Here is a 26,074-nt window from a genome sequence, read left to right on the forward strand (position 1 = left end):
CTGTTTTTATATCTATACTAAGGACCTATTGTCCGGTCTGTAATATCTCATTGCTTTCCTCTTTTTTACTGTTTAGAATATTAGAATCTTCTCTGGCAAGCTTATTTTTTGTAGGAATTTTATAATTGAGCGACAATCCAAAATTCCGGGTGTCATATTTTGTTCTTAGAAAAACATTATTTCCTCCGTCCGGATTATTGGTTCTGATCTGCATAACCTGACCGTTCAGAATATCATTACCAAATACAGAAACCGTTAAGCGGTTATCCATAAATTTTTTTGATAAGGTAATATCTAAAGAATTATTGAAAGGTTTTTCTGCCGTGAAATAAAAATATCCTGCTCTCGGTGTAAGATAGCTGTAATTAGCAGTCATTTTGATGTCTTTTGGCAAAAGAATCTGAGTCATTACGTTGAAAATCCAGAAGCCGTTATTCTTAAGATTATTTATGTCATGTTTCTGGTAACCTGCATACAAATACATAAAGTTGATTTTATCAGGATTAAAATCAAACTTCATGATTTCGCTAAGCGGCTTGGTGAAAATCATAAACGGAATAGGTAATCCAACATTAAAGTTGTGGATTTTCATTTCAGAAATATTCACCTGCTCGTTAAAAATGTTTTTACCTTCTCTACGGATAATCTGCGCAACTTGATTTTTGGCATTGCTTACGCTGTAACCAATAAAAGCATAATCAAAAGCTGAAATTTTCAGTTCAAAATTATCGAAAATGGTAGGCTGAAGGAAAGGGTTTCCGTTTACCTGCGTGTTTGGTCCCTGAAACGTATTATTGTTCGGGTTTAATGCAGAAATACTCGGCAGATTGATTTTCTTATTGTAATTAGCAAGCGCATATACCTGATTCATCACATTATACTGCACACTTGCGTTAGGAAAAAGCTTGAATTTGTTAAACGGAATTAAATCGTCTTCGATAATACTATTTCCCTTTTCAATTCTGGTAATCCCGGAAATGTCATAATTCTCTGCTCTTGCACCGGCAATAAAATCAAATTTCTTGTATTTTGCCTGAAATTCCAGATATGTTGAAGCTGTTTGTCTTTGATATTCCAGATTGGTTAAACCCTTACTTTCCGTATCAAAATTTTGTTTTTCATACAAACCGCCCAAACTTACTTTTCCTTCATCAAGTATTTTTAAAGGTTGGGAATAGTCTATTCTGAAATTGGCAATTCTCATGTCTGAACTGTTCTCCAGAACATTTCCGGCAGTAAAGTTGAAAGGTTCTCCGATAGGTGAATCTGTAAAGATTCCTTTTCTGAAAATATTATTCTGACCAAACTTACTGTCTGCTCTAGTATACCCAAACTGAAAGTCTAGTTTTTTATTTTTATCATCCGAAAAGCGTTTCTGGTAAGTTGCTACAGCTTCCTGTCTCAGATTATTGGTGTTTGCGGCATCAAAAGCATCAAAAGTAATTTCTCTGAAAAAATTCGGATTCTGTGATACTAAAATATCTGCTAAACCATTACTGGAAGTGTAATTACTGTTTTTGTTGTGATAAATATCGTAGTTGAGCAATAATCTGTCTTCGCCCAAATCAAAAGTCACTCCGGATTTTGCAAAATATCCTCTCCCGATTCTGTCGGTATTGGCAAACATTAGGTTGTCCTGATTAGAATTGAGCATACTTTCGCGGTAGTTTTGCCCAACACTCAGCTGCCACCCGAAAAGTTTATTTCTTGCATTCAGATTCAGTGAGTTACTGGTTCTGCTTCTGAATTTATCATAATTTGAAAAATTGTAGTTTCCGGAATAAGTTGCAGAAAGATATTTATTAGCATTTTTATTAGTAATAATATTCATAATTGCACCGCCTGACGTTGCGGGAAATTCTGCTCCTGGCTGCGTAATGACTTCAATTTTTTCAACAGAATTTGCAGGCATTCCTTCCAGAAAAGAATTGAGTTCGTTGCTGGAAATGTTTAATGGTCTTCCGTTAAGGTAAACATCCAATATCTTTCCTTGATACATCATTCCGGCAATATCTGTAGAAACCAGACCGGGAAGTTTTTTTATTCCTTCCAAAACATTTCCGTTGTTGAGGTGCGGCTGTTCGGAAAAGTCAAAAATCGTACGATCTGCTTTTTGTTCAACGGCTTTTTTAGTTTTTGTGATAACAACGCCTTCGATATCCTTTTCTTTTACTTTGAAATTTGTACTGTCTTTGGTGTTCTGTGCAAAATAAACTACAGAACTTAAAATAGAAACAGCAAATATGGTTTTCTTCATTACGTGAGTAAGTATACTTTGTTAGACGACGAAAAATCTTTTTTGTTACAGAATAAAATCTGAATCAGCTTAAAACATTACGTGTAAGAAAAGTCACCCTAACATCCGAACATGAAATTCCGATAGGTGAGAGTTACAGAATTAATTTTTTTAATAAAATAAAATAAAATAAGCAGCCTCCGAAGAAGCTGCTTTATTATATTCATTAATCTAACAATATATTAGTTTTCCTGTTGTTTGATTAAGTTTAGCGCAGACCCTGCTTTGAACCACTCAATCTGCTGATTGTTATATGTATGATTGGCGATAACGATATCTTTGGTTCCGTCTGTATGGATAAACTCCAAAGTCAATTGTTTTCCCGGAGCAAAGTCTTCTAGATCAAGGAAATTTACAATATCATCTTCCTGAATCTTATCATAATCTGATTCATTAGCAAATGTTAGCCCGAGCATACCTTGTTTTTTAAGGTTGGTTTCGTGAATTCTTGCAAATGATTTTACCAAAACAGCTTTTACTCCCAAATGTCTCGGCTCCATTGCAGCGTGTTCTCTGGAAGAGCCCTCACCGTAGTTTTGGTCTCCAACCACAATAGACGGAATTCCTGCAGCCTTATAAGCTCTTTGCACGGCAGGAACTTCACCGTAAGAACCATCCAGCTGATTTTTAACCTTATTGGTCTCCATATTGTAAGCATTCACAGCTCCAATCAGCATATTGTTTGAAATATTATCTAAGTGACCTCTGTATTTCAGCCACGGTCCAGCCATAGAAATATGGTCGGTTGTACATTTACCAAAAGCTTTAATTAAAACTCTTGCACCGTTAATATTTTTACCATCCCAAGCCGGAAATTCTTCCAGCAGCTGAAGTCTGTCAGAATTAGGATCTACCGCAACCTGAACTTTAGAGCCGTCTTCTGATGGAGCCTGATAACCGTTGTCTTCTACAGCAAATCCTTTTGCAGGTAGTTCAGAACCTTTTGGTTCGTCTAATTTTATCTGTTCACCCGCTTCGTTGGTTAAAGTATCTGTGATAGGATTAAAATCAAGCCTTCCTGAAATTGCTACAGCAGCTACCATTTCCGGTGAAGCTACAAAAGCGTGTGTATTTGGATTTCCGTCTGCTCTTTTGGCAAAGTTTCTGTTGAAAGAGTGGATGATTGAATTTTTTTCACCTTTCTCAGCACCCTCTCTGTCCCATTGCCCGATGCAAGGTCCGCAAGCGTTGGTGAAAATTCTCGCATTTTCAAATTTTCTGAATGAATCTAAAAATCCGTCTCTTTCTGCGGTAAACTTTACCTGTTCAGAACCAGGATTGATCCCTAAGATTGCTTTAGGTTTTACTCCTTTTGCAACGGCATCTTCTACAATAGATGCAGCTCTTGATAAATCTTCGTAAGAGGAGTTGGTACAAGACCCTATTAATGCCCATTCCACTTCAATAGGCCATCCGTTTGCTTCGGCTTTCGCTCTGAATTCAGCTACCGGAGTAGCCAGATCCGGTGTAAAAGGACCATTAAGATGAGGAGTGAGTTCAGAAAGATTAATTTCAATCAGCTGATCAAAATATTGTTCAGGATTTGCATACACTTCAGGATCGCCTGTCAAATGTTCTGCAATCTGATCTGCCGCATCTACAACATCCTGTCTTCCTGTAGCAGTTAAATATCTTCTCATAGAATCATCATACCCGAAAGTAGAGGTAGTGGCTCCAATTTCAGCTCCCATATTACAGATCGTTCCTTTTCCGGTAGCGGAAAGAGACTCTGCACCTTCGCCGAAATATTCTACAATGCAGCCTGTTCCTCCTTTTACGGTAAGAATTCCTGCAACTTTCAGGATAACATCTTTTGCGGAAGTCCATCCGTTCATTTTGCCCGTTAGTTTGATCCCGATTAATTTAGGCATTTTCAGTTCCCAGGGCATTCCTGCCATTACATCAACCGCATCTGCACCTCCAACTCCGATGGCAACCATTCCGAGACCTCCGGCATTTACGGTATGAGAGTCGGTCCCGATCATCATTCCGCCCGGAAATGCATAATTTTCGAGAACAACCTGATGGATGATTCCGGCTCCCGGTTTCCAGAAGCCTATTCCGTATTTGTCACAGACTGAACTTAAAAAATTGAAAACTTCTGAATTTTTGTTGATACCTTCCTGCAAATCTGCTTCTGCACCTACTCTTGCCTGAATAAGGTGGTCTGCATGAGCGGTAGAAGGAACTGCAACTTTGGCTTTACCAGCCTGCATAAACTGTAAAAGTGCCATTTGTGCAGTAGCATCCTGCATAGCAACCCTGTCCGGAGCAAAATCCACATAAGAATTTCCTCTTTCGTGTTCCTGTGTTGCATTGCCTTCCCATAAATGGGTGTAAAGAATTTTTTCTGAAAGTGTCAACGGCTTTCCTGTAATTTGTCTTGCAGCTGCAATTCTTTCAGGATAGCGTTCGTACACTTTTTTGATCATGTCAATGTCGAAAGTCATATCTGTTGTTATTTTTTCTTTTTGATTAATAACTGCTGTAGATTTATTTCAATAAAAGCAGAAATTCTCGTCAATATGCATCAAATTTCGTTCCTCAGAATCGACTTGATGATAAATATAATATATGACAGAGATTATTTATAATGATGAAGTTAAGGAAAAATAAATTTTTAGTGATTGATTTACATCAAAATAATTAAGATAGACCTAAAATAGAAATATTCTAAACAAGAAAAACAAAAGATTCTAATCCTGAGACTAAAATCTTTTGTTTTATACTGAAAAAGTCTTTCGACTGATGTTATGCTTTATTAGTGAGCACTTGTACTTGTTAACTCTTTGATTGGAGGTACAAATGTAGTCAGGTTAATTCCTTCTACAGCAGCTTTGTATTCTTCAATGTTTGGAATTCTTCCCATGATGGCTGATAATACTACTACCGGAGTTGATGCCAGCAAAGATTCACCTTTTTTACGTTCAGAATCTTCCACAACTCTTCCCTGGAAAAGACGGGTAGAAGTTGCTAAAACAGTATCTCCTTTTGCTGCTTTTTCCTGATTCCCCATACAAAGGTTACATCCCGGTCTTTCAAGGTACATCATGTTTTTATATTCAACACGTGCTTCACCTTTTGGAGCGTTGTCGTCAAACTCAAAACCTGAATATTTTTCTAAAAATTCCCAGTCGCCTTCCGCTTTAAGTTCATCAATGATGTTGTAAGTTGGAGCGGCAACAACAAGAGGTGCTTTAAATTCAACCGTTCCGTTTTGTCTTTCGATATTTTTAAGCATTTGAGAAACAATTTTCAAGTCTCCTTTGTGAACCATGCAAGATCCTACGAAGCCAAGATCAACTTTTTTCTCACCTCCGTAATACGTTAAATCTCTGATGGTATCGTGCGTATATCTTTTAGAAACATCTTCATTGTTTACATCCGGATCTGCGATCATTGGTTCTACAATCGCATCAAGATCAACAACTACTTCAGCGTAATATTTAGCATTAGCATCCGGAGTCAGAGCAGGTTTTTCACCTGATTTAATCTCAGTAATTCTCTTATTTGCTTTGTTGATTAATCCTTGAAGAACCTGATTGTGATTGTCCATTCCTTTGTCGATCATGATCTGGATTCTGGATTTTGCAATCTCTAAAGACTCTATCAAAGTATCATCCTGAGAAATACAGATAGATGCTTTAGCTTTCATCTCGGCAGTCCAGTCTGTAAATGTAAATGCCTGATCTGCAGGAAGAGTTCCAATGTGAACCTCAATAATTCTGCCTTGAAAGACATTTTCTCCACCAAACTGTTTCAGCATTTGAGCCTGAGTTGCATGTACAACATCACGGAAATCCATGTGCTCTTTCATATCGCCTTTGAAGGTCACTTTTACAGATTCAGGAATAGGCATTGAAGCTTCACCTGTTGCCAAAGCCAGAGCAACTGTCCCGGAATCAGCTCCGAAAGCAACACCTTTAGACATTCTTGTATGAGAATCTCCGCCAATAATAATTGCCCATTCGTCTATGGTAATATCATTCAGAACTTTATGAATAACATCCGTCATTGCGTGGTATTCTCCTTTAGGATCACGCGCGGTAATCAAACCGAAATCATTCATAAATTTCATCAGCTTAGGAATATTTGCCTGAGCTTTTTTGTCCCAAACGGAAGCGGTATGACAACCCGACTGGTAAGCACCATCAACAATTGGAGAAATGACGGTTGCTGCCATTGATTCTAATTCCTGAGCGGTCATCAAACCTGTAGTGTCCTGAGAACCAACAATGTTAACTTCTACACGTACATCAGAACCAGCGTGTAGAACTTTTCCTGGAGCCAAGCCAACTGCATTTCTGTTGAAGATTTTTTCAACTGCAGTAAGACCCTGTCCTTCGATAGAAACTTCTTTTGAAGGAGCGAAAACAGTTGGGATTTCAACCCCTAAAATCTGTGCCGCAATAGTTTGTATTTTTTTACCAAAAACGATGGCGTAAGAACCTCCCGCTTTGATAAATTCCATTTTTTGAGGAGTGAATGATCTACTAAGATCAATCAGTTCTGTATCTCCGTTATATAATTTTTTCTTTTTTGTATTGATGGTCAATACAGTTCCTGTTGCTACTGAGTAAGCCTGCTCAAGAACAACCTCGCCGTTTTCGTTACGTATAGGATCTCCGTATTCGTCAACTTTTTTCACCCAGTTTTTAAGGTCAATACCTATTCCTCCTGTCACATCCACTGTTGTAAGGAAGATAGGAGAAATGCCGTTTGTTCCGCCAACAATAGGAGCAATATTAACAAATGGAATATATGGGCTTGCTGGTTTTCCTGTCCAGAGAGCTACATTGTTTACTCCCGACATTCTGGATGAACCTACACCCATCGTTCCTTTTTCTGCAATCAGCATTACACTTGCATCAGGATGCTGAACCTGCAAAGCTTTGATTTCTGCCTGAGCTTCAGGAGTGATCATGCATTTTCCATGTAACTCCCGGTCTGATCTTGAGTGTGCCTGATTTCCAGGAGATAACAAATCTGTTGAAATGTCTCCTTCCCCGGCAATAAAAGTAACTACTTTAATTTCTTCAGGAACTTCAGGTAATTTGGTGAAGAATTCTGCTTTTACGTAGCTTTCCAGAATATCTCTGGCGATTGGATTGTTATTTTTAAAAGCTTCTCTTAAACGGTCTGTGTCTGCATCATAAAGAAAAACCTGTGTTTTAAGAACTTCGGCTGCCTGTTTTGCAGTATCTTCATTATTTCCTAATGCTAAATCAAGCAGAACTTCAATAGAAGGACCGCCTTTCATGTGAGATAAAAGCTCAAAAGCAAAAGTAGGACTGATCTCCTCTACAGAAGATTCTCCAAGAATAATTTCTTTTAAAAATTTTGCTTTAGCACCGGCAGCACTTGTAGTTCCGGGCAGAGTGTTGTAAATAAAAAAATTAAGCGAATCAGCTCTGTTTTCGTTAGCATGATCTTTAATTTGTGTAATAATTTCGCTTAATAGTTCAGCACTGTCAATTGGTTTTGGGTGCAGACCCTGAATTTTTCTTTCTTCAATCTCCTGGAGATAATCCTGATAAATACTCATATACTCTTTTCTTTTTTATACATTAGATTATACTTAATAATTTGATAAAACCGCATAATCTACATTTTCAATATCTGGAACTGCTTTTCGCTGATAAAATTTTGCTTAAAAAAAATCTTCAGCTTGCGTTTAGAATGGTTATTGATAATTTGAAATCAATAGTTTATCCTTACAGGCATTACATTACCAGACATTTAAAAATGATCCCAAAATTACAAAAAATTAGAATTTTGTAAGAATTAAATTATTTAGATTGTTTATAAATATGAATTTTTTATTTTATATTTTTGGCAAAAAATAATAATGAAGCTGGTGAAAAAAATTAAAATTTTAGTTATCGTGCTGTTTTCGGCAACAGCTTTTTGCCAGAACAGGCAAACTACCAAAAAGATAGTGAAAAAAGCAAGCGGACAGAATAATACAGCCACTTTACAAACAAAAAATACCGGTCTTCCTGTTGTTAACGAAAATATCCCATTATTAATTCCTAAAAAACTAAACGGAAAATCGGGTTTTGTCAATCAGAAGGGGAAATTTGTAATTGCGCCTGAGTATGATCTTGCCATGTTTTTTGGTGAAGATTGTAACCTTTTAAATTCACCAAATGAAAAGATAAAGCATTTTGGCAGCGAACTTTATGCAACTGTAGAGAAAAACGGTATAGCTTTCAGGATCAATAAAGCCGGAAAACGTGTTTATCAGTATAAAAATGATGATTTGGGAAGATGCAAATCTGACCTGAAAAAAGCTTTGTTTCATGCTTATATTCTGAATGGTAAATATGGCATCATTGAAGATGCTAAGTTTAAAAATCCTTCGGATCATTCTCAGTTTAAGATTTATCCGAAATATCAATATTTATATGTTCTGGAAGGAGATGATACCGCCAATCCTATGATTATTGCAACTCACAATGATAAATTTGGAGTGATTGATGTGGATAATAAAATTGTGATCCCGTTTGAGTATTCAGATATAAAAAGAAATTATAGCTGGAAACTGGGCAAAATGTTTGAAGTAACCAAAGACGATAAAAATTATTACTTCATCGATTCTTACAACCGGTCATACTGATAAAAATTTTATTTTAATTTAATTGTAAAAAGTTGTACTTTTGCCGCTGAAATAAAGGGGTGCTCCTGTCGGGGCTGAGATTATACCCAATGAACCTGGAACAGGTAATGCTGTTTAGGGAATTTTGTAAGTGTACCAATGTATCAGTTTATCAATGTTTTGGCATTGCTGCATTGTTAAATTTTCAAATTGTTACATTTTTTTAATCGCCCCTTTTATTCCATTAAATTTTAAAAATTTATAAGAATGAAAGGATTATTTTTTTTAGGGCTTACCGCAGGCTCGCTGAGTTTTTTACAAGCTCAGAATTCAGACTCTCTTAAGATAAGAGAAATTGAAACCGTCAGTTTTACCAAAAGGCTACCGGTTGCAAAAGAGATTATCAGCGTTCAGAAAGATCTAGACAGTAGAAATCTGGGGCAGGATCTGCCGATTCTTCTCAAAAATCAGACTTCAATTATTTCAACATCAGATGCAGGAAATGGAGTAGGGTACACCGGCTTCAGGATTCGTGGTGTTGCAGGAAGAGGGATTAATGTCATGATGAATGGTGTTCCGTTTAATGATTCCGAAAGCCAGGGAACTTTTTTCGTGAATGTTCCGGATTTAACGAGTTCCGCATCACAAATTGTCATTCAGAGAGGAGTCGGAACTTCCAATAATGGTGTTTCCGCATTCGGAGCAAGCATCAATGTAATTTCAAAAGAACCGGAAGAAAAATTTTATTTCAAAACTGATGACAGTTACGGATCTTTTAATACCTACAAATATTCAGCAGAAATAGGCTCCGGAAAATTCTGGAAAGACCGATTGTCGGTTATGGGAAGATATTCTCATATTCACTCTGACGGATATATCGACAGGGCGTTTTCAGATCTTAATTCGTACAACTTTACCGCTTTATTTGAAGAAGGGAAAACCAAGCTTCGTCTGATGGCATTCGGAGGGAAAGAAAAAACATATCAGGCTTGGAACGGAGTCGACAGAAAGACATGGGAAACCAATCCCAGGTATAATTTTTCAGGAGCAATTTACGATGCCAGCTGGGAAAATATTGTAGGGTTTTACGATAATGAAACGGATAATTACAGACAAAACCATTATCAGCTTTTGTGGGAACAGGGGCTGAATGAACGATGGAATCTTGAAACAACACTTCATTATACCAAAGGAAGAGGATATTATGAAAATTACAAACAGGGAGATCCTTATGCAAGATACAATCTGCCTGATTTTAACGGTGAAGAATATTCGGACTTTATCAGAAAAAAATGGCTCAACAATGATTTTTACGGGATAGTCTCTACTTTGTACGGAAAATTTGATAACATAGATCTGAATTTTGGTCTTGTCGGAAATCAGTATTTTGGCAGACATTACGGGAACGTGAAAGATGTTTTTGTTCCTCAGATACCGCAGCATGAGTATTACCGAAACCGATCTGTAAAAAATGAAGTTGCCGGATTTGCTAAAGCTTTGGTGAAAATTAATGACTTTGAACTTTTTGGAGATCTACAGCTTAGAAATATTGATTATGATACCAAAATTCTTTTGCAGGGTGACGATGAAGGCGCAGATTTGAAAAGAAACTGGCTTTTCTTTAATCCAAAAGCAGGAGTAAATTACAGATTAAACAACGGAAAAGTATTCCTTTCGTATGCTCATGCACAGCGCGAGCCCAATCGTGACGACCTCATCTCCAATAATAACGTGAAGGCAGAGAAGCTTCATGATTTTGAAGCCGGAATTGAAAAGCGTTTTGGTGCGGTTGAGTTTACTGCCAATCTTTATTATATGTATTATATCAATCAGTTGGTTTTAAACGGACAGATCAGTAATATCGGAGAATTTATCAGAACTAACTCAGGGAAAAGCTACCGAAGAGGAATTGAGGTTGGAGCTTTGACAAAATTAGGAAAACAATGGGAAGTTTCCGGTAATGTAAGTTTAAGTCAGAACAGAAATTTGGACTTCCGCATTGAAAACCAAAACGGCATCAACAATTTAGGAAACACGGAGATTTCTTTCTCTCCTAATGTTATTACCAATCTAAGCCTGAAATATAATCCGACTAAGAATTTTCAGTTTGCGCTGATCAATCAATATGTTGGCAAGCAATATCTTGATAATACAGAAACTCCGGATTTACAGTTGAAAGACTATTTTCTTACTGATTTTAATGCACAATATCAGTTTAAGATCAATAAGCATGATGTTGCACTGAAGCTTCTGGTTAATAATATTTTTGATCAGAAATATGTAAACAATGGTTACGTGTATGACGGACCAATTTACTTTGCTCAGGCAGGAATCAATTTTATGTTTGGAATCAGCTGGAAAATTCAATAATCATAAGAACACTGCTTCACACTTATATCATAGTTACATTAATTTTTTTTAAAGACTGTTGAGGCAGTCTTTTTTTATTTTAATAACTCAAAGCATTGATAAATTAAATATTTTCAGATCATTTTTACCAATAATTAAGAAACCAACTTACAGAGAAACATTTAAAAAAGTCATGAAAAAATCATAAATTTGCTGCCAAATGAATATTTCAGCATACATTTTAGAATATCTGAAGCAATTCGGAACCGTTATTGTTCCGCAGTTTGGTGTATTCACTCTGGAAAACTCCAAAGCAGTTATCAATTCTGAAAACGGAAGTATTCTTCCGCCTTCCAGCAAAATCGCTTTTCAGCCGGATTATCAGATTCAGCATGATGATTTTATCAGCTTTTTGAGCCGTCAGAAAGACATTTCAAAAGCTTCAGCAGAAAGAGAACTGGAGCTGCAGGTGGATTTCTGGAAGAAAAGAATGCAGTCTGACAAAACTTTAGAAATTTCCGGTCTTGGAACCGCTTTTATAGAAGACGGAAAAATTTTATTCAAAGGAAATCGCTTAGAATCAGATTATCCGGATTTTTATGGTTTGGAAGAAATCCGCTTTTCAGATATTAATGATAAGCCCGCTGAAGTTTCAGAAAATAAATCTGAGAAAGATTACAGGTTCAATAAATCAGTGTTATGGATATTTTTATTCATCATTCCGGTTTTAGGAATACTATATTTTGCTTACACTCAGCAGGAATTGCTTTTTGGCAAAAAATCTTTTGATGATCTTTCTGTACAGACAAAAACACAGAGAATTGAGAAAAAAGCTCCTGTAAAAATAGATTCTGCCCAGATGAGACGGCAGGATTCTATAAAAGCTTTTAAAGCAGATTCATTAAAGCAGGACTCTGTAAAAAAGCAGGCTGCAAAAAACTGGAAAGCAACTTCATATAAAAGAAAGTCACGATGGCAAAAATAAAAAAAGCGTCAGAATCTCTTACGGTAATGACTAATATTGTTCTTCCGAACGATACCAATCAGCTCAGAAATCTTTTCGGAGGAGAGCTTTTGGCAAGAATGGACAGATGTGCTTCTATTTCTGCAACAAGACATTGTGAAAGAAGAGTCGTTACAGCATCTGTAAATCATGTTTCGTTTGATCATCCTATTCCGGAAGGCGGAATTGTGGTGATGGAATCTAAAGTATCCCGCGCATTTTCAACATCCATGGAAATCTATGTGGATGTCTGGCTGGATGATCCTATCAACCGCAAAAAAATTCAGACCAATAAAGGAATCTATACTTTTGTGGCTGTAGACGAATTCAACAGACCTATACCGATTCCTGAGATGGAACCTGAAACGGATCTTGAAAAAGAAAGATATGCAGCTGCACTAAGAAGAAAAGAACTCTCTCTGATTCTTTCCGGAAGAATGAAGCCGGTAGACTCTGTGGAACTGAAAAAGCTTTTTCAGGAGTCGCAGGAAAAATAATTCTGAAAAATCCCCAAAGTACATGAGTCATAAAATTGCCATTACAGGAATGGGCATCATTTCCGCTATTGGAAACAATGTGGAAGAAAATCTGAATTCTTTAAAAGCCGGACAACACGGAATTTCCGACATCACTCTGTTTGAAACACGCCATAAAGGAAATATTAAAACGGGCGAAATCAAATTATCTAATGACGAACTTGCAGAAAAACTTCACCTGAATGAAGATCATCATGCTACGAGAACCGCTCTGTTGGGAATGGTGGCTGCAAAAGAAGCGATAGAAAGTTCCGGAATTTCGGATATTAACGAATATAAAACAGGACTGATTTCTTCAACCAGTGTTGGAGGAATGGATGTTACCGAAAAATATTTCTACACTTACGAAGACTTTCCTGAAAAACAACAATATATTCATTCTCATGATGCAGGAAATTCATCCTTGCTGATTGCTGATTATCTGGGACTAAAAGGCATGGTTTCCACCATCAGTACCGCCTGTTCATCGGCTGCCAATGCAATAATGATGGGCGCAAAATTAATCAGAAGTGGAGTTTTAGACCGTGTAATTGTGGGCGGAACAGATTCTCTTTCAAAATTTACATTGAATGGTTTCAATACACTGATGATTTTAACGGATTCTTACAACACCCCTTTCGATAACGACAGAAAAGGTCTGAATCTGGGTGAAGCAGCCGCTTTCATTGTTCTGGAATCTGATGAAATTGTAAAAAAGGAAAATAAAAAAGTTCTGGGTTATCTTTCCGGATACGGAAATGCCAATGATGCGCATCATCAGACTGCTTCTTCAGAAAATGGACAAGGTGCGTTTTTAGCCATGGAAAAAGCTTTAAAAGTTTCGGGCTTAAATAAAGAAAATATCGATTATATCAATGTTCACGGAACAGCAACCCCAAATAACGATTTGTCTGAAGGAATTGCGATGATCCGGATTTTCGGGGAAGGCAATGTTCCGGAATTCAGTTCTACAAAAGCTTTTACTGGTCACACACTGGCTGCAGCGGCAGGAATTGAAGCGGTGTATTCTCTTTTGGCAATTCAGCACAATCTTATTTTCCCGAATCTGAATTTTAAAAGTAAAATGGCAGAATTTGATTTAACTCCTGTAACGGAACTTAAAGAGAAAAATATCAACCACGTTCTATCCAATTCGTTTGGTTTTGGAGGAAATTGTTCAACTTTAATTTTCTCAAAATCATGAGTGCCGTTTACATCAACAGTGCAGCTTGTATTTCGGCTCAGGACACTTTAAACGAAAATTTTTTCTATCATTTAAAGCCGGAAAATTCATCTCAGGTTTTAAAAGCGATTGAACCCAATTATAAAGAATTCATTCCGCCTGCGGCGAGCAGAAGAATGTCTAAAACAGTTAAAATGAGTTCCGTAGCTTCACAATACGCTTTGAAAGAAGCCGGAATTGAAAATCCTGATGCCATTATTGTCGGAACAGGAATGGGATGTTCCCAGGATTCTGAAAAATTTCTGAAAAATGTATTGGATAACCATGAAGAGTTTCTGACTCCAACTTTTTTTATTCAGTCGACACATAATACCGTTGCGGGACAAATTGCTCTGGGATTACAATGTCATGCGTACAATTTTACGTATGTTAATACCTCTTCTTCATTAGAGTTTTCTTTTTTGGATGCAAAATTACAGATCAATGATGGTGAAGCAAAAAATGTTTTGGTTGGTTCCACAGACGAACAGACCGAAAGAGTGATGGAACTTTACAAACTGAATAAAACCATTAAAAAAGAAAAAAACCTTCCTATTGATTATCTGAATTCTGAAACAGAAGGGGTAATTTGGGGAGAAGGAGCAAGTTTTTTTGTTTTAGGAAAAGAGAAAACAGAGCATTCTTACGCTCAATTAAAAGATATTCAAATCAGCAGCCGATTGGATTTGGAAGAAACTCAACAGTTTATTGAAGATTTTTTAGCTAAAAATGATTTAACGAATAAGAATATTGATGCCGTAATTTTAGGATTCAGCGGAGATGCAAAATCGGATATTTATTACAAAAATGCAATGGGTTTGTTTGAAAATTCGGTTTTACTCTATTACAAACATTTAAGCGGCGAATTCAATACGGCAAGTGGATTTTCAACATTTATGGCTTGTCATATTCTTAAAAATCAGGAGATTCCGGAAGCAATGATGATTAATTCAGTGAAGAAGGACGAAGTGAAAAATGTTTTGCTTTATAATCATTTAAGAGGAAACGATCACAGTCTGGTTTTGCTGGAGAAGGCTTGATTATTAAGCTAAATGTAAATTGCTTTGTCATTCTGGAAGAATCTAAACAATATTTTCCTTTTAACCATTGAGATTCCTCCGGAATGACAAACATACTTTCAGAAATCAGTTAACAGCTTAAGGTAAATTTGAAATACTAAAATATGAAACATTATCAGTTTATCATTTTTTATATTTTCCTGAACCTTATTATTTATGTATTTCAAGGTACGATTTGGGTGTATGTTTTCTGTTTTATCCTATTTTCGGGAGTGGTTATTTGGGGTTCTTTTGATATTACTTTAAGATATTTTGTCAATTCACTTACACACAAAAGAACCAAAATAAAAGAAGTCGCTCTGACTTTTGATGATGGTCCGACGGAATTCACGCCGAAATTTTTAGATCTGTTAAAAGAAAACAGTGTAAAAGCAACGTTTTTCTGCATTGGAAAACAGATTCAAAAATATCCGGAAATCTTTCAAAGAATTATTTCTGAAGGTCACACCATTGGAAATCACACTTATTCTCATTCTAAAAATACAGGGTTTTTATCAACTTCAAAAATGATTGAGGAAATTGAAAAATGTGATGAAGTAATGCTAAAAATCGGAAATATAAAAACAAATTTATATCGACCACCTTTCGGAGTTACCAATCCGAATATTGCAAAAGCCATCAAAAAAACAAAGAAAAATAGCATTGGTTGGAATGTTCGATCTTTGGATACTGTAATTATTGATGAGAAAAAAATATTGAGAAGAGTAACGAAAGACTTAAAAAGAGGAAGTATTATTCTGCTTCACGATACTTCGGAAAAGACGTACCAGGTTTTGTTAGAATTATTGTTATTTTTGGAACGTGAAAAATATTCAACTTTTACAGTTGATTCTTTGATTAAATTAAAAAAATAATGTTAAAAAATATAACTTTTGTAGCATTTCTGTTGATTTCAAGCTTAGTTTTTGCTCAGAATACAGCAATGACGAGCAACGAATCTAAAGCATTCGTTACAAAAATATCATCCGAAAGTCAGCAGATCAAAACCCTGCAAAGTGATTTTGTTCAAACAAAAAAAATGGATTTTCTGGATAAAAATATTGTTACACAGGGTAAAATGTCATTGAAGTCTCCCAATACTTTAAGCTGGAAGTACACTAAACCTTATCAGTACAGCATTATTTTTAAGGATAATAAGATTTTCATCAACGATCAGGGCAAAAAGTCTTCTGTGGATGCAAAAAGCAAAACATTTGAAAAAATCAATAAACTGATTGTCGGAAGCTCAAACGGGCAGATGTTTGGTGATCCTGAATTTATTGTGCGGTATTTCAAAAATGAAAATTACAACATCGCCAGATTTATTCCCAAATCTTCCCAGCTGCTGAAATACATTAAGGAAATAGAACTTTATTTTCCTAAAAATCAGTCAACGGTTTCTCAGGTCAATATGACAGAAGCTTCGGGAGATACGACGAATATTGTTTTTAAAAATACCAAGATCAATGCGCCGATTGCTGCTTCGGAATTTAGTTTATAGCCTGATTTTCATATTGTTTGTTTCGTGTAGAACATACAAACTGAAAGATGTACAACCATTGCCACTTCACAAAAGTTTCAAAACCGAAAATCTTTTTTTCACCTCACCTCAAGATTACATTTATAAATGCCAAATGGAGGTTTATGGAAATAATATCAGCGGAATCATAATCATTAAAAAAATAAACAAAAATACACACAGAGTTGTTCTTACAACAGATTTCGGGAATAAGATGATTGATTTTGAAATTTCGGATAATGATTTTAAACTCAATTATGTTCTGCCAGATTTAGATAAAAAAATGGTGATTAATTTTCTTAAAAATGATTTTCAGGAATTGTTAAGACAAAAATACATTCTGACCGAGAGATTTGAAAACAATGAGTCTATTATTGACATTTCAAAAGACGAAAACAAAACGTATTATTTATTTTACGGAAAAAAAACTGAAATGTTGACACAAATTGTTTACACTAAAAAAAATAAGGAAAAGATCAATTTTACATTTGAGGCAAAATCACCTACTTTTGCTGACAAGATTGAGATTCAGCACAAAGATTTTAAAATCAATATTCAATTATTACAAATTACAGAAAACGAAACTGAATAAAATGCAGACCATACTTACAGATTTTTATACTTTAGACAGCTATGAAATGGCAGGAAACGGCAGTTATACTGCGAAAATCAGACTAAATAAAGACCATGATATTTTCAAAGGACATTTTCCTGGGAATCCTGTTACACCGGGAGTTTGTATGATGCAGATCGTAAAAGAACTGACCGAAGAATTTACGGGTAAAAAATTGTTTTTGAAATCTGCGTCTAATGTAAAGTTTATGGCAATTATCAATCCTTTTGAAACTCCGGAACTCACCATGAGTCTGGATATCAGTGAAAACGAAAATGATATTAAAGTAAAAAACACGACAGTTTTTGGCGAGACTATTGCATTGAAAATGTCTGTAAATTATACCAATATATGAAGCTTTTAATTTCTTTATTTTCAATAGTATTTTTGTTTTTTCAAAATGGTGATCTTGAAGCGTTGAGAAACGCCTATTCAAAGGCAAATTCTTCTAATGAAGGAGCAAAAAACTTTATTGAGCTTGCTGATAAGAAAAATTCTTCAGATCCTATAACTTCTGCATACAAAGCAGCAGCGCAAATTCTTGAAGCCAAAATAACAACAGATAAGAATAAAAGAAAATCTTTTGTAAAAACAGGGGCAACTTCATTAGAATCTGTGATTAAAAATAATCCTAACAATATCGAACTGAGAGTTATCAGAATGAGTGTACAGGAAAATATCCCGAAAATTGTTGGTTATTCTAAAAATCTACAGGATGATAAAGCGTTCATTATCAGTAATTATTCTACTCAAAATAAAGCTTTGAAAACATACATCCGCAAATTTGCTATGCAGTCTAAAACGATGACTGCAGCTGAAAAAAATTCATTAAGATAATGACACTTTCTGAAATCAGGAATGCAATTTCGGATAAGAAAATCTGCGTTCTTGTACCTACTTACAACAATCATAAAACTTTAAGAAGAGTACTTGACGGGGTCTTAGATTATACAGAAAACATTATTGTTATCAATGACGGTTCTACAGATTCTACTTTAGAAATTTTAGAAAGCTATTCTAAGATTTTAACCATTAATCTTCCTGAAAATAAAGGTAAAGGAAATGCACTAAAGACAGGTTTCAGAAAAGCAAAAGAAAACGGGTTTGATTTTGCCATTACAATTGATTCTGACGGACAGCATTATCCAAATGATATTCCTGTATTTGTAGATGCCTTACTTGCTGAGAAACAAGATGTTTTGCTGATTGGAAACCGAAATATGTCTCAGGATGGAATTCCTAAAAAGAGCAGCTTCGGGAACAGGTTTTCCAATTTCTGGTTTTGGTTTGAGACAGGGATTAAGCTGGAAGATACACAGTCCGGCTACAGATTGTATCCGTTGCATAAAATTCCTAAGAAATATTATACTCCAAAGTTTGAATTTGAAATTGAAATTATCGTAAGAACAGCTTGGAGGCATATTCCGGTAAAGAATGTTCCGGTAAAGGTATTATATGATCCGGCTGAGAGAGTTTCACATTTCAGACCTTTCAAAGATTTTACGAGAATCAGTATTCTGAATACGATTTTGGTTGTCATTACCTTAGTTTATATCATTCCGAGGAATTTTATTAATAATTTCAAAAAAAAAAGCTTTAAAAAATTCATCCAGGAAGATGTATTGGAAAGCGAGGGCAGCAACAGAATAAAATCATTTTCAATTGCTTTAGGCGTGTTCATTGGTCTGACTCCGCTTTGGGGATTTCATACATTATTGGTCATATCGCTTTCAGTTTTGTTTAAACTCAATAAGGTTTTAGCATTTATCGCTTCCAATGTGAGCTTGCCGCCGTTTATTCCGTTTATTATTATTGCTTCTCTTATACTGGGATCTCCTTTTGTAAGCGGTGAAAGTGATCTTATACATCAGGAATGGAATTTTGATCTTGTAAAAAACAATATTCTCCAATATGCAATCGGAAGTTTTATTCTCGCATGCATGATGTCGGTTATTTCAGGAGTTGCAGTTTTTTTATTTTTAAACAAAGTAAGTCCTGATAATAAATAAAATTTGATAGTTCTATTATTAAGCTAAGGCTCCTACAAACTCTGCCTGACATAGCTAAATCAAGCGTTTAGTAGTAGAGTTGTCACACTGAGCTTGTCTAAGTATCTATTATAATCTCTGATTTTTCAGACTATAAAATAGTGTCAGTTTATTTTCGGGCAATTAGTAAATAAAGAAATTATATAAAAAAAACACTCTGTAAAGAGTGCTTTTTGTTTTATTTTTTGATGTATTCTTTCTGAACAATCGAAACAGCAGGGAAATGGTCGCTGTATCCTCCGGTAAATCTGTCACCGTCCCAGGATCTGAAAGGGTAGCCTTTCCATTGTCCTTCTTTATTGATCAAATAAGACGGAGCAAAAACCTCAGCCTTGAAAATGGTATAAGTAGGAGTGATTTTTTCGTCTGAATATAGGTTTTTAGAAACAATAATCTGATCAAATAAATTTGGAGAATCTCTGTAAGCTAATGAAGCAACTCCGGCTTTGAACAGTTTATACATCAGATTATAATATGGTGTTTTTTCTGATAATTCTGACGGGCTTGCTACTGCTCCCAGATGTTTTTTGAGACTCGGACTCACCGGATCATCATTGAAATCTCCCATTGCAAACATTTTAATGCCAGGATTTTCTGCTGCAATTTTATCCATTTCATTTTTCAAAACTGTAGCAGCAGCATTTCTTTTGGGTTGAGATACTGCTTCACCACCTCTTCTCGAAGGCCAGTGATTCATAAAAACTGCAGTTTTTTCGCCATCCAGATAGCCAATTGCAACCAAAACATCTCTTGTGTATTCTCTTCTTCCTTCTTCATTGTAGTTTTTAATTTCTTTGGTATAAGATTCTTCAAGTACAAATCTATTTTTCTGATAGATCATGGCAATGTCTATTCCTCGGGCATCATAAGAATTATAATGTACAATTCCGTAATTGCTTTTTGCCAGTACAGGCTGTTTGATAAGATCTTCAATTACCTGACGGTTTTCAACTTCAATCAGTCCGCAGATTACAGGGTTATCATTGGTATATTGCCTCCCAAGTTCAGAAATTACCTTGGCTTCGTTTGCCAGTTTTTGGTTGTAGTACTTGGAACCCCATCTTTTGGGGCTGTTTGGTGTAAAATCATCTGCAAGTACCTGTTTTCTTATTACTTTTTTGCCTACAAGAAGCTCGTTGCTCCATTCTCCTTTGTAATCTTCAGTTGTTTCAAGGTACTTCAGAGAATCTACAGGTACACTTCTGTGAAATTTTGGATTAGAAAAAGGCAGAGTACCGTCTATGTAATCTGCAGAAATGATGGTATCCCATAAGTTTTCAACATTCAGGAAACCAACTGCAGCTCTTTTCACTTGTTTCTGCTGGGAAAATCCTACAGTAAAACATAATATTGCGAAAATTGATAAGAATTTTTTCATGATATTTATTAAATTCAAAAAATTGAGGCGCTAAAATTACACATTTTTAAAATAACTGAAGATTAAATTATCCTTAATAAACCTTTTTTTGATTTCAATCATAAAAAGGCGTGTTTATTAAGATAATTATTAAGTGTTAAGATTATTTAATAGAATAAAGCATTAAAAATGTTTGAGTTAATGAAAATAATACTAAATTTGTTGCCCCTTAAATAAAGAAGGTGCTAAAATAAGTTTATTATGATTAAAAAACTATCCCTAATCTCTTTGTTTACTTTGCTTCCTGCATCGTATTACTATGCGCAAACTACTGTTTATGCGTATGTTAAAGGTCAGGACGGTAAACCTGTGGAGAGAGCAGAGGTTGATCTTGAACAATCTGTAAATGACGTTACCGCAGACAAAATTGGTTATTTTCAGTTTGTAGATTTAATGCCCGGACATTATCTTATTACGATTTCAAAACCAAACTTCGAATCTAAAACATTAGAATTTGATGTTACGGCTAACGAAAAAAGAAAAGATTTAGGTGTAATTGTATTAAACAACAGCGTTGGAAATGATGCCGGTGTTGTTGTGATTGATGATTCTCAGGGAGATTCAGAAGACGGAGGCTCTGCGATGCAGCCTACAGTTGGTCTTTTGAGTTCGGGTAGAGATGCATTTCAGAATGTTTCTGCGTTTGAACTGGGTGCTTACTGGTTCAGACCCAGAGGTGTTGATAACCGTTTTGAAGATGTTGTTTTCAATGGAGTTTCTATGTCTAAAAATGATGACGGGAGAATTGATTTCAGCAACTGGGGTGGCTTGAATGATGTAACGAGATATCCTTACGAAAACGTAGATAATCTTACGCCTTCAGAATATACTTTCGGTAATCTTGGAGGGGTTGTTTATTATAATACCAGAGCATCATCTTACAGAAAGCAGACTTCTCTTGCTTACTCATTTACCAATAGAAGTTACCTGCACAGAGCAATGGCAACTTACTCTACCGGAATGAGCAAAAAAGGTTGGGCATTCACATTCTCAGGAAGCAGAAGATGGGGAGATCAGGCAATCATAGATGGTGTTTATCAGGATTCTTATGCTTACTTTGCTGCTGTAGAAAAGAAATTCAGTGATAGGCACTCTATTAACTTTACAGGCTTTGGATCACCAACTTACAGAGCATCTAACTCGCCAAACACACAGGAAGTGTATGATATTATGGGGAAAAACTATAATTCATTCTGGGGATGGCAAGATGGTGAACAAAGAAACTCAAGAATCAGAAAAGTTTTTGAGCCGATGTTTATGTTGACAGACTATCTTAAAATAGGTAAAAATTCAAACTGGATCAATACGGTTTCTTATCAGATAGGCAGCGATGCACGAAGCAGATTAGACTGGTTCAGAGCTAAAGATCCGAATCCTACTTATTACAGAAATCTTCCAAGTTTTGGTAATTTTACAGTAGATGAGTTTAAACAGAATTCACAGATTAACTGGTTAGATTTATACAGTCAAAACAACAATATTATAGAAGGAACATATAATATTGGGTTTGATGCTCAGGGAAATCCTATTCAAGTAAAAGGAAAGAGAGCTGCTTATAGTTTGGTGGAAGATGTGAATCAAGATAAAACATTTAATTTCGCCTCACATTTTGATACAAGATTAAAAGATAACTGGAAATTAAATATTAATTTTAATTATCAGAATTTAAAATCTGATAACTTCAGAAGAGTAAAAGATCTATTGGGTGCCGATTTTGCATTTAACTTAAATCCTTTTAATAATGATTTACAATACAATGCAGATGATCCTAATTATCTTGTAAGAGTTGGAGACAGAACGCAATATTCTTATGAGTTTACAAGAAATCATTATTCATTAAATGTTTCTTCGGAAGTAGATTTCAATAAATTTAATGTAGTTGCATCCATTTTCAGTTCTTACTCAGAATCACAGAGAGACGGACATTATAGAAGCGGAATCACCAGATTTGCGAATAATTCAAAAGGTAAAAGTGCCATTTATGATGCTTTGGATGCCGGGATGAAAGCAAAGGTTACTTATAAAATCAACGGTAAAAACTTTATTGTTTATAACGGTGCATTTTTTAGCCTGGCTCCGACCCTTAATGAGATTTATATCAATCCAAGAATGGTTGATTATGTAACTCCGGGAGTTAAAAATCAGATTATCAATTCTAATGACCTGAGTTACATTACAAGAGGTCAGGTTGTAAAGTTAAGATTAACCGGTTTTTACACCACGATCAGTAATTCCACAGAAATCGCAAGATATTATGCTGATGTGACGGATGCTATCGGAACTTCTTTAAACACTTTAGTAAATGAAGCGATGACAGGTGTGAACAAGAGATATATGGGAGTGGAATTGGGATATGATATTAAAATTACCCCAACTTTGAACGCCATAGGTGCTGCAAGTATCGGAGAATATAAATTTACTTCTAATGCTGATGTTTCTACCTTTGATGATCTTAATGGTTTCAGGGGAGAAGAATTCTGGAAAGGACAGGCAAATATCAAAAATTATAAGGTAGCCGGAACTCCTCAAAAAGCGTTTTCATTCGGGTTGAAGTACAATTCACCTAAATATTGGTGGGTTGGAGCCTCTGCTAACTATCTGATGGATCAATATCTGGATTTTTCAGCGTTAAATAAAACTCCATATATGTATATCAATCCGGCAACAAATGATCCTTACGAAGGGGTAACGCCGGAACTTATTCAGCAGCTTACAGCTCAGAAGAAATTTGATGATCAGTTTATGCTGAATGCCAATGCAGGAAAATCTTTCCTTATCGGAAAATACAGAATGGGAATCAGCGTATCTGTAAACAACATTCTAAACAACAGAAATTATGTAACAGGAGGATTTGAGCAAGGTAGAAATGTGAGATTTCCTGATGCTCTTGAAGACGGACAAAGACAATATCCATATTTTGCACCAAAATTATGGTATGACAGAGGAACAACATTCTTCACAAATGTTTATTTAAGATTCTAATATATAGTAAAATGAAAAAATATCAGTCCATTTTAAAATATTTCTTCGTGATGATTGCAGCTATGATTATTTCTGGTTGTGTACACGATGATAAGTATGATGAGCCAAATCTTGAAGGCGTACAATGTATTCAGGATTTCACTGCAAATACGACACTAAAGCAGTTAAGAGAAAAATATACATTAAACAACCCTACGGGTGCTGCATATGTTTTTCCTGCAGATACAACACCCAATGATTCTTCAGACGATCTTTACATACAAGGATACGTAAGTTCAACAGATGAAACGGGGAACATTTATAAAACCATTTACATTCAGGATGCTCTTGAAAATCCTACGCATGGTTTTACAATCAGCGTAGACGCAGTAAGCAATTATACTAAATTTCCACAAGGAAGCAAGATTTATGTAAAACTTAATGGTCTTGCAGTAGGAGTTTATGGAGGTGTGGTACAATTGGGAATGAAAACAGGAGCAGAAACTCAAAATGGTGCTGTATCTCGTATACCAGAAAAAATGGTACCGTTCAGCATTTTCAGATCTTGTAATATCATTGGAAAAATTGTTCCTAAGATTATGACTTCTGCTCAAATGATTTCTACAAATGATCAATTTATTGGTTGTTTAATTCAAATGAATAATGCAGAATTTGACAGCAGAATCCTGTGTACTAACTTTGCTCCAAACGGAGTTACTGTAGACAGAACAATCAGAGATAACACATCATCAACAGCTAGAGTTGTAAGAAACAGCGGTTACGCATCATTTGCTAGTCAGATTCTTCCTTCAGGAAATGGTAAATTTGTAGGTATCTACAGTAAGTTCAACAGTACTTATCAGATGTATATTAATAAGGTTACTGATCTTGAAATGAATAATTTCCCTAGATTAGACGGCATTGCATCAAATCCTTGTGAGTATAGTGATAATGGTTTAACGCAGAAAACGGTTGCTGAGGTTAAGCAATTGGCAACCAATCCTCTTACATTAATTACCGGAGATTTTGTTTTAAAAGCGAAAGTAATTGCTAATGACAAAACAGGAAATCTATTCAAATATATTTATGTAGAAGACGCAACCGGAGGTATCAGAGTAAATATTGACAAGAATGATATGTTTAATGATTCTAGATTTGTAGTTGGGAAAGAGGTTTATATAAAACTTAAAAATCTTTATGTTGGAGCGGTTTCTGGAGAGATTCAGTTAGGAAGTCCGTTTAACGGTGCGGTTGGAAGAATTGCCGAAGCAGATGTTTACAAGTACTTCTTTGATTCTAAAAAACCAACAACTGCGGTTATACCTACAGAAAGAACAATTACTCAAATTAGTATGGCAGATGTTGGTAGATGGGTAAAAATTAGAAATCTTCAGTTTATTGAAGGAGATTTGGAAAAAGTATATGCTGCATCAGCTGCTACCAACAGAACTCTAGAAGATTGTTCTGGCAATAAAATTTTTCTTAGAACAAGTAATTTTGCTGATTTTGCCGGTCAGGTTATAGAATCAGGAAAAGGTGATGTGTATGGTGTTCTAAGCGTTTTCAACGGAACTTATCAGCTTTGGATTACAGATCTTTTAGGTGCAGATTTAGATAATCCAAGATGTGATGGTTCAGTATATGTTCCACTTCCTGTTTTATACAGTGAAAACTTTGCAGCTGGAGGATTTAATGCAGACTGGACAACAGTAAATGTTTCAGGAGCTCAGGTATGGACTACTTCTAACCAAGGGAACGGAACAAATTACTATGCAGTAATGAACGGTTTTGCAGGAGGTAACAATGTAAATGAAGACTGGCTGATTTCTAAATCTGTAAGTTTGGTTGGGAAGACTAAAGCAGCCGTAAGCTTTACAAGTGATGTAAGATACAACGGTAATCCTTTACAGGTGTATGCAACAGAAAACTATACAGGAAACCCTGCTACAACAAACTGGGTGCTTTTACCGGCAACATTAGATACCAACAGCGGTGCATTTGGAGACTGGGTAAGTTCTGGTAATGTAGACTTGTCAGCATTTTTAGGAAAAAATGTGAGAATTGCATTCAAATATACTTCTACAACCTCAGGAGCTCCAACCTGGGAAATTGATGATTTTAAAATCAAAGGTGAATAACCATCAGTAAAAGTTATAAAGAAGAGTCCGTCTCACAACTAGTGTAGACGGACTTTTTTTATGATTTCTATTGATCTACAGTCTTGTAATGGTTTTGTATCAAGATTTTCAATTTACATCATCTAGCTGTGAAACCAACTCTTTTTTAATTTAATCTGAGTTTGGAATAAGTTTTCTTAAACATAATGTTAAACAGAGAGATTCAATTATTAAAAACTTTCAAGAAGTAAAAAATCTTTTGTTTTTCTTTGCTATAAGTTAATATGATGCGATAAATCAATTATTTAAATTTATTTCTTATCCCGAACTGAGGTTAATGTAAAAGATAAAGTGTTGT

Annotated in this window: 18 protein-coding genes; 14 read left to right on the forward strand and 4 right to left on the reverse strand. The window is 35.5% G+C overall.

The features are described 5' to 3' along the window. Window positions 1–25: 25 nt before the first annotated feature. From FNE73_RS02450 to FNE73_RS02460, 3 genes are all read right to left on the reverse strand, one after another. Complete coding sequence (locus tag FNE73_RS02450; protein ID WP_143883193.1) at window positions 26–2,257, reverse strand: outer membrane beta-barrel protein; 2,232 nt, start codon at window positions 2,255–2,257, stop codon at window positions 26–28. A gap of 221 nt (window positions 2,258–2,478) precedes the next feature. After that, complete coding sequence (locus tag FNE73_RS02455; RefSeq protein WP_143883194.1) at window positions 2,479–4,746, reverse strand: aconitate hydratase; 2,268 nt, start codon at window positions 4,744–4,746, stop codon at window positions 2,479–2,481. A 311-nt stretch (window positions 4,747–5,057) separates the two neighbouring features. Then, on the reverse strand, window positions 5,058–7,841 hold the full coding sequence (locus tag FNE73_RS02460) for a bifunctional aconitate hydratase 2/2-methylisocitrate dehydratase (RefSeq protein ID WP_143883195.1): 2,784 nt from the start codon (window positions 7,839–7,841) through the stop codon (window positions 5,058–5,060). A gap of 303 nt (window positions 7,842–8,144) precedes the next feature. Here FNE73_RS02460 and FNE73_RS02465 point away from each other — a divergent pair, with 303 nt between their 5' ends. From FNE73_RS02465 to FNE73_RS02520, 12 genes are all read left to right on the forward strand, one after another. Continuing rightward, complete coding sequence (locus FNE73_RS02465) at window positions 8,145–8,915, forward strand: WG repeat-containing protein (protein ID WP_143883196.1); 771 nt, start codon at window positions 8,145–8,147, stop codon at window positions 8,913–8,915. A gap of 246 nt (window positions 8,916–9,161) precedes the next feature. Next, window positions 9,162–11,264, forward strand: coding sequence for a TonB-dependent receptor (locus tag FNE73_RS02470; protein WP_143883197.1), 2,103 nt, complete (start codon window positions 9,162–9,164; stop codon window positions 11,262–11,264). Window positions 11,265–11,463: 199 nt separating this feature from the next. After that, window positions 11,464–12,228 carry an HU domain-containing protein gene (locus tag FNE73_RS02475; RefSeq protein ID WP_143883198.1) on the forward strand — a complete coding sequence of 255 codons (765 nt, stop codon included), beginning with the start codon at window positions 11,464–11,466 and terminating at the stop codon, window positions 12,226–12,228. Next, window positions 12,216–12,743 carry an acyl-CoA thioesterase gene (locus FNE73_RS02480; RefSeq protein ID WP_143883199.1) on the forward strand — a complete coding sequence of 176 codons (528 nt, stop codon included), beginning with the start codon at window positions 12,216–12,218 and terminating at the stop codon, window positions 12,741–12,743. The genes FNE73_RS02475 and FNE73_RS02480 overlap by 13 nt, the downstream gene beginning before the upstream one ends. A 22-nt stretch (window positions 12,744–12,765) precedes the next feature. Then, entirely contained in the window at window positions 12,766–13,965 is a 1,200-nt protein-coding gene (locus FNE73_RS02485) for a beta-ketoacyl-[acyl-carrier-protein] synthase family protein (protein ID WP_143883200.1), read from the forward strand. Beyond that, window positions 13,962–15,023 (forward strand): beta-ketoacyl synthase N-terminal-like domain-containing protein, encoded by a 1,062-nt coding sequence (locus tag FNE73_RS02490; RefSeq protein WP_143883201.1) that lies wholly within the window; start codon window positions 13,962–13,964, stop codon window positions 15,021–15,023. Before FNE73_RS02485 ends, FNE73_RS02490 begins: the two co-directional genes overlap by 4 nt. Before the next feature lie 143 nt (window positions 15,024–15,166). Next, window positions 15,167–15,916, forward strand: a complete 750-nt coding sequence (locus FNE73_RS02495; protein ID WP_143883202.1) for a polysaccharide deacetylase family protein — start codon at window positions 15,167–15,169, stop codon at window positions 15,914–15,916. Continuing rightward, entirely contained in the window at window positions 15,916–16,542 is a 627-nt protein-coding gene (locus FNE73_RS02500) for a LolA family protein (RefSeq protein ID WP_143883203.1), read from the forward strand. Before FNE73_RS02495 ends, FNE73_RS02500 begins: the two co-directional genes overlap by 1 nt. 133 nt (window positions 16,543–16,675) lie before the next feature. After that, a complete protein-coding gene (locus FNE73_RS02505) occupies window positions 16,676–17,152 on the forward strand; it encodes a hypothetical protein (RefSeq protein WP_228429844.1) in 477 nt (158 codons plus the stop codon). Between the two features lies 1 nt (window position 17,153). Then, window positions 17,154–17,528, forward strand: coding sequence for a 3-hydroxyacyl-ACP dehydratase (locus FNE73_RS02510; protein WP_143883205.1), 375 nt, complete (start codon window positions 17,154–17,156; stop codon window positions 17,526–17,528). Continuing rightward, the gene (locus tag FNE73_RS02515; protein WP_143883206.1) at window positions 17,525–18,010 is read left to right on the forward strand and encodes a hypothetical protein; all 486 of its coding nucleotides are present in this window, start codon (window positions 17,525–17,527) and stop codon (window positions 18,008–18,010) included. Before FNE73_RS02510 ends, FNE73_RS02515 begins: the two co-directional genes overlap by 4 nt. Further along, window positions 18,010–19,182, forward strand: coding sequence for a DUF2062 domain-containing protein (locus tag FNE73_RS02520; RefSeq protein WP_143883207.1), 1,173 nt, complete (start codon window positions 18,010–18,012; stop codon window positions 19,180–19,182). The genes FNE73_RS02515 and FNE73_RS02520 overlap by 1 nt, the downstream gene beginning before the upstream one ends. 217 nt (window positions 19,183–19,399) lie before the next feature. On the opposite strand, the gene FNE73_RS02525 is transcribed toward FNE73_RS02520, so the two are convergent. Next, complete coding sequence (locus tag FNE73_RS02525) at window positions 19,400–20,599, reverse strand: endonuclease/exonuclease/phosphatase family protein (RefSeq protein ID WP_143883208.1); 1,200 nt, start codon at window positions 20,597–20,599, stop codon at window positions 19,400–19,402. A gap of 240 nt (window positions 20,600–20,839) precedes the next feature. On the opposite strand from FNE73_RS02525, the gene FNE73_RS02530 reads away from it, so the two are divergent. Beyond that, window positions 20,840–23,620, forward strand: coding sequence for a TonB-dependent receptor (locus FNE73_RS02530; protein ID WP_143883209.1), 2,781 nt, complete (start codon window positions 20,840–20,842; stop codon window positions 23,618–23,620). Between the two features lie 11 nt (window positions 23,621–23,631). Continuing rightward, window positions 23,632–25,737: a DUF5689 domain-containing protein gene (locus FNE73_RS02535; RefSeq protein ID WP_143883210.1), complete on the forward strand. Its 2,106-nt coding sequence runs from the start codon at window positions 23,632–23,634 to the stop codon at window positions 25,735–25,737. Window positions 25,738–26,074: the final 337 nt, after the last annotated feature.

Origin of the sequence: Chryseobacterium binzhouense, assembly GCF_007474545.1 — a bacterium.
Lineage (GTDB): Bacteria > Bacteroidota > Bacteroidia > Flavobacteriales > Weeksellaceae > Chryseobacterium > Chryseobacterium binzhouense.

Bases quoted from the DNA above. Each gene is read 5' to 3' on its own strand.
- FNE73_RS02450 (WP_143883193.1), bottom strand. From the start codon at position 2,257: ATGAAGAAAACCATATTTGCTGTTTCTATTTTAAGTTCTGTAGTTTAT.
- FNE73_RS02455 (WP_143883194.1), bottom strand. From the start codon at position 4,746: ATGACTTTCGACATTGACATGATCAAAAAAGTGTACGAACGCTATCCT.
- FNE73_RS02460 (WP_143883195.1), bottom strand. From the start codon at position 7,841: ATGAGTATTTATCAGGATTATCTCCAGGAGATTGAAGAAAGAAAAATT.
- FNE73_RS02465 (WP_143883196.1), top strand. From the start codon at position 8,145: ATGAAGCTGGTGAAAAAAATTAAAATTTTAGTTATCGTGCTGTTTTCG.
- FNE73_RS02470 (WP_143883197.1), top strand. From the start codon at position 9,162: ATGAAAGGATTATTTTTTTTAGGGCTTACCGCAGGCTCGCTGAGTTTT.
- FNE73_RS02475 (WP_143883198.1), top strand. From the start codon at position 11,464: ATGAATATTTCAGCATACATTTTAGAATATCTGAAGCAATTCGGAACC.
- FNE73_RS02480 (WP_143883199.1), top strand. From the start codon at position 12,216: ATGGCAAAAATAAAAAAAGCGTCAGAATCTCTTACGGTAATGACTAAT.
- FNE73_RS02485 (WP_143883200.1), top strand. From the start codon at position 12,766: ATGAGTCATAAAATTGCCATTACAGGAATGGGCATCATTTCCGCTATT.
- FNE73_RS02490 (WP_143883201.1), top strand. From the start codon at position 13,962: ATGAGTGCCGTTTACATCAACAGTGCAGCTTGTATTTCGGCTCAGGAC.
- FNE73_RS02495 (WP_143883202.1), top strand. From the start codon at position 15,167: ATGAAACATTATCAGTTTATCATTTTTTATATTTTCCTGAACCTTATT.
- FNE73_RS02500 (WP_143883203.1), top strand. From the start codon at position 15,916: ATGTTAAAAAATATAACTTTTGTAGCATTTCTGTTGATTTCAAGCTTA.
- FNE73_RS02505 (WP_228429844.1), top strand. From the start codon at position 16,676: ATGGAGGTTTATGGAAATAATATCAGCGGAATCATAATCATTAAAAAA.
- FNE73_RS02510 (WP_143883205.1), top strand. From the start codon at position 17,154: ATGCAGACCATACTTACAGATTTTTATACTTTAGACAGCTATGAAATG.
- FNE73_RS02515 (WP_143883206.1), top strand. From the start codon at position 17,525: ATGAAGCTTTTAATTTCTTTATTTTCAATAGTATTTTTGTTTTTTCAA.
- FNE73_RS02520 (WP_143883207.1), top strand. From the start codon at position 18,010: ATGACACTTTCTGAAATCAGGAATGCAATTTCGGATAAGAAAATCTGC.
- FNE73_RS02525 (WP_143883208.1), bottom strand. From the start codon at position 20,599: ATGAAAAAATTCTTATCAATTTTCGCAATATTATGTTTTACTGTAGGA.
- FNE73_RS02530 (WP_143883209.1), top strand. From the start codon at position 20,840: ATGATTAAAAAACTATCCCTAATCTCTTTGTTTACTTTGCTTCCTGCA.
- FNE73_RS02535 (WP_143883210.1), top strand. From the start codon at position 23,632: ATGAAAAAATATCAGTCCATTTTAAAATATTTCTTCGTGATGATTGCA.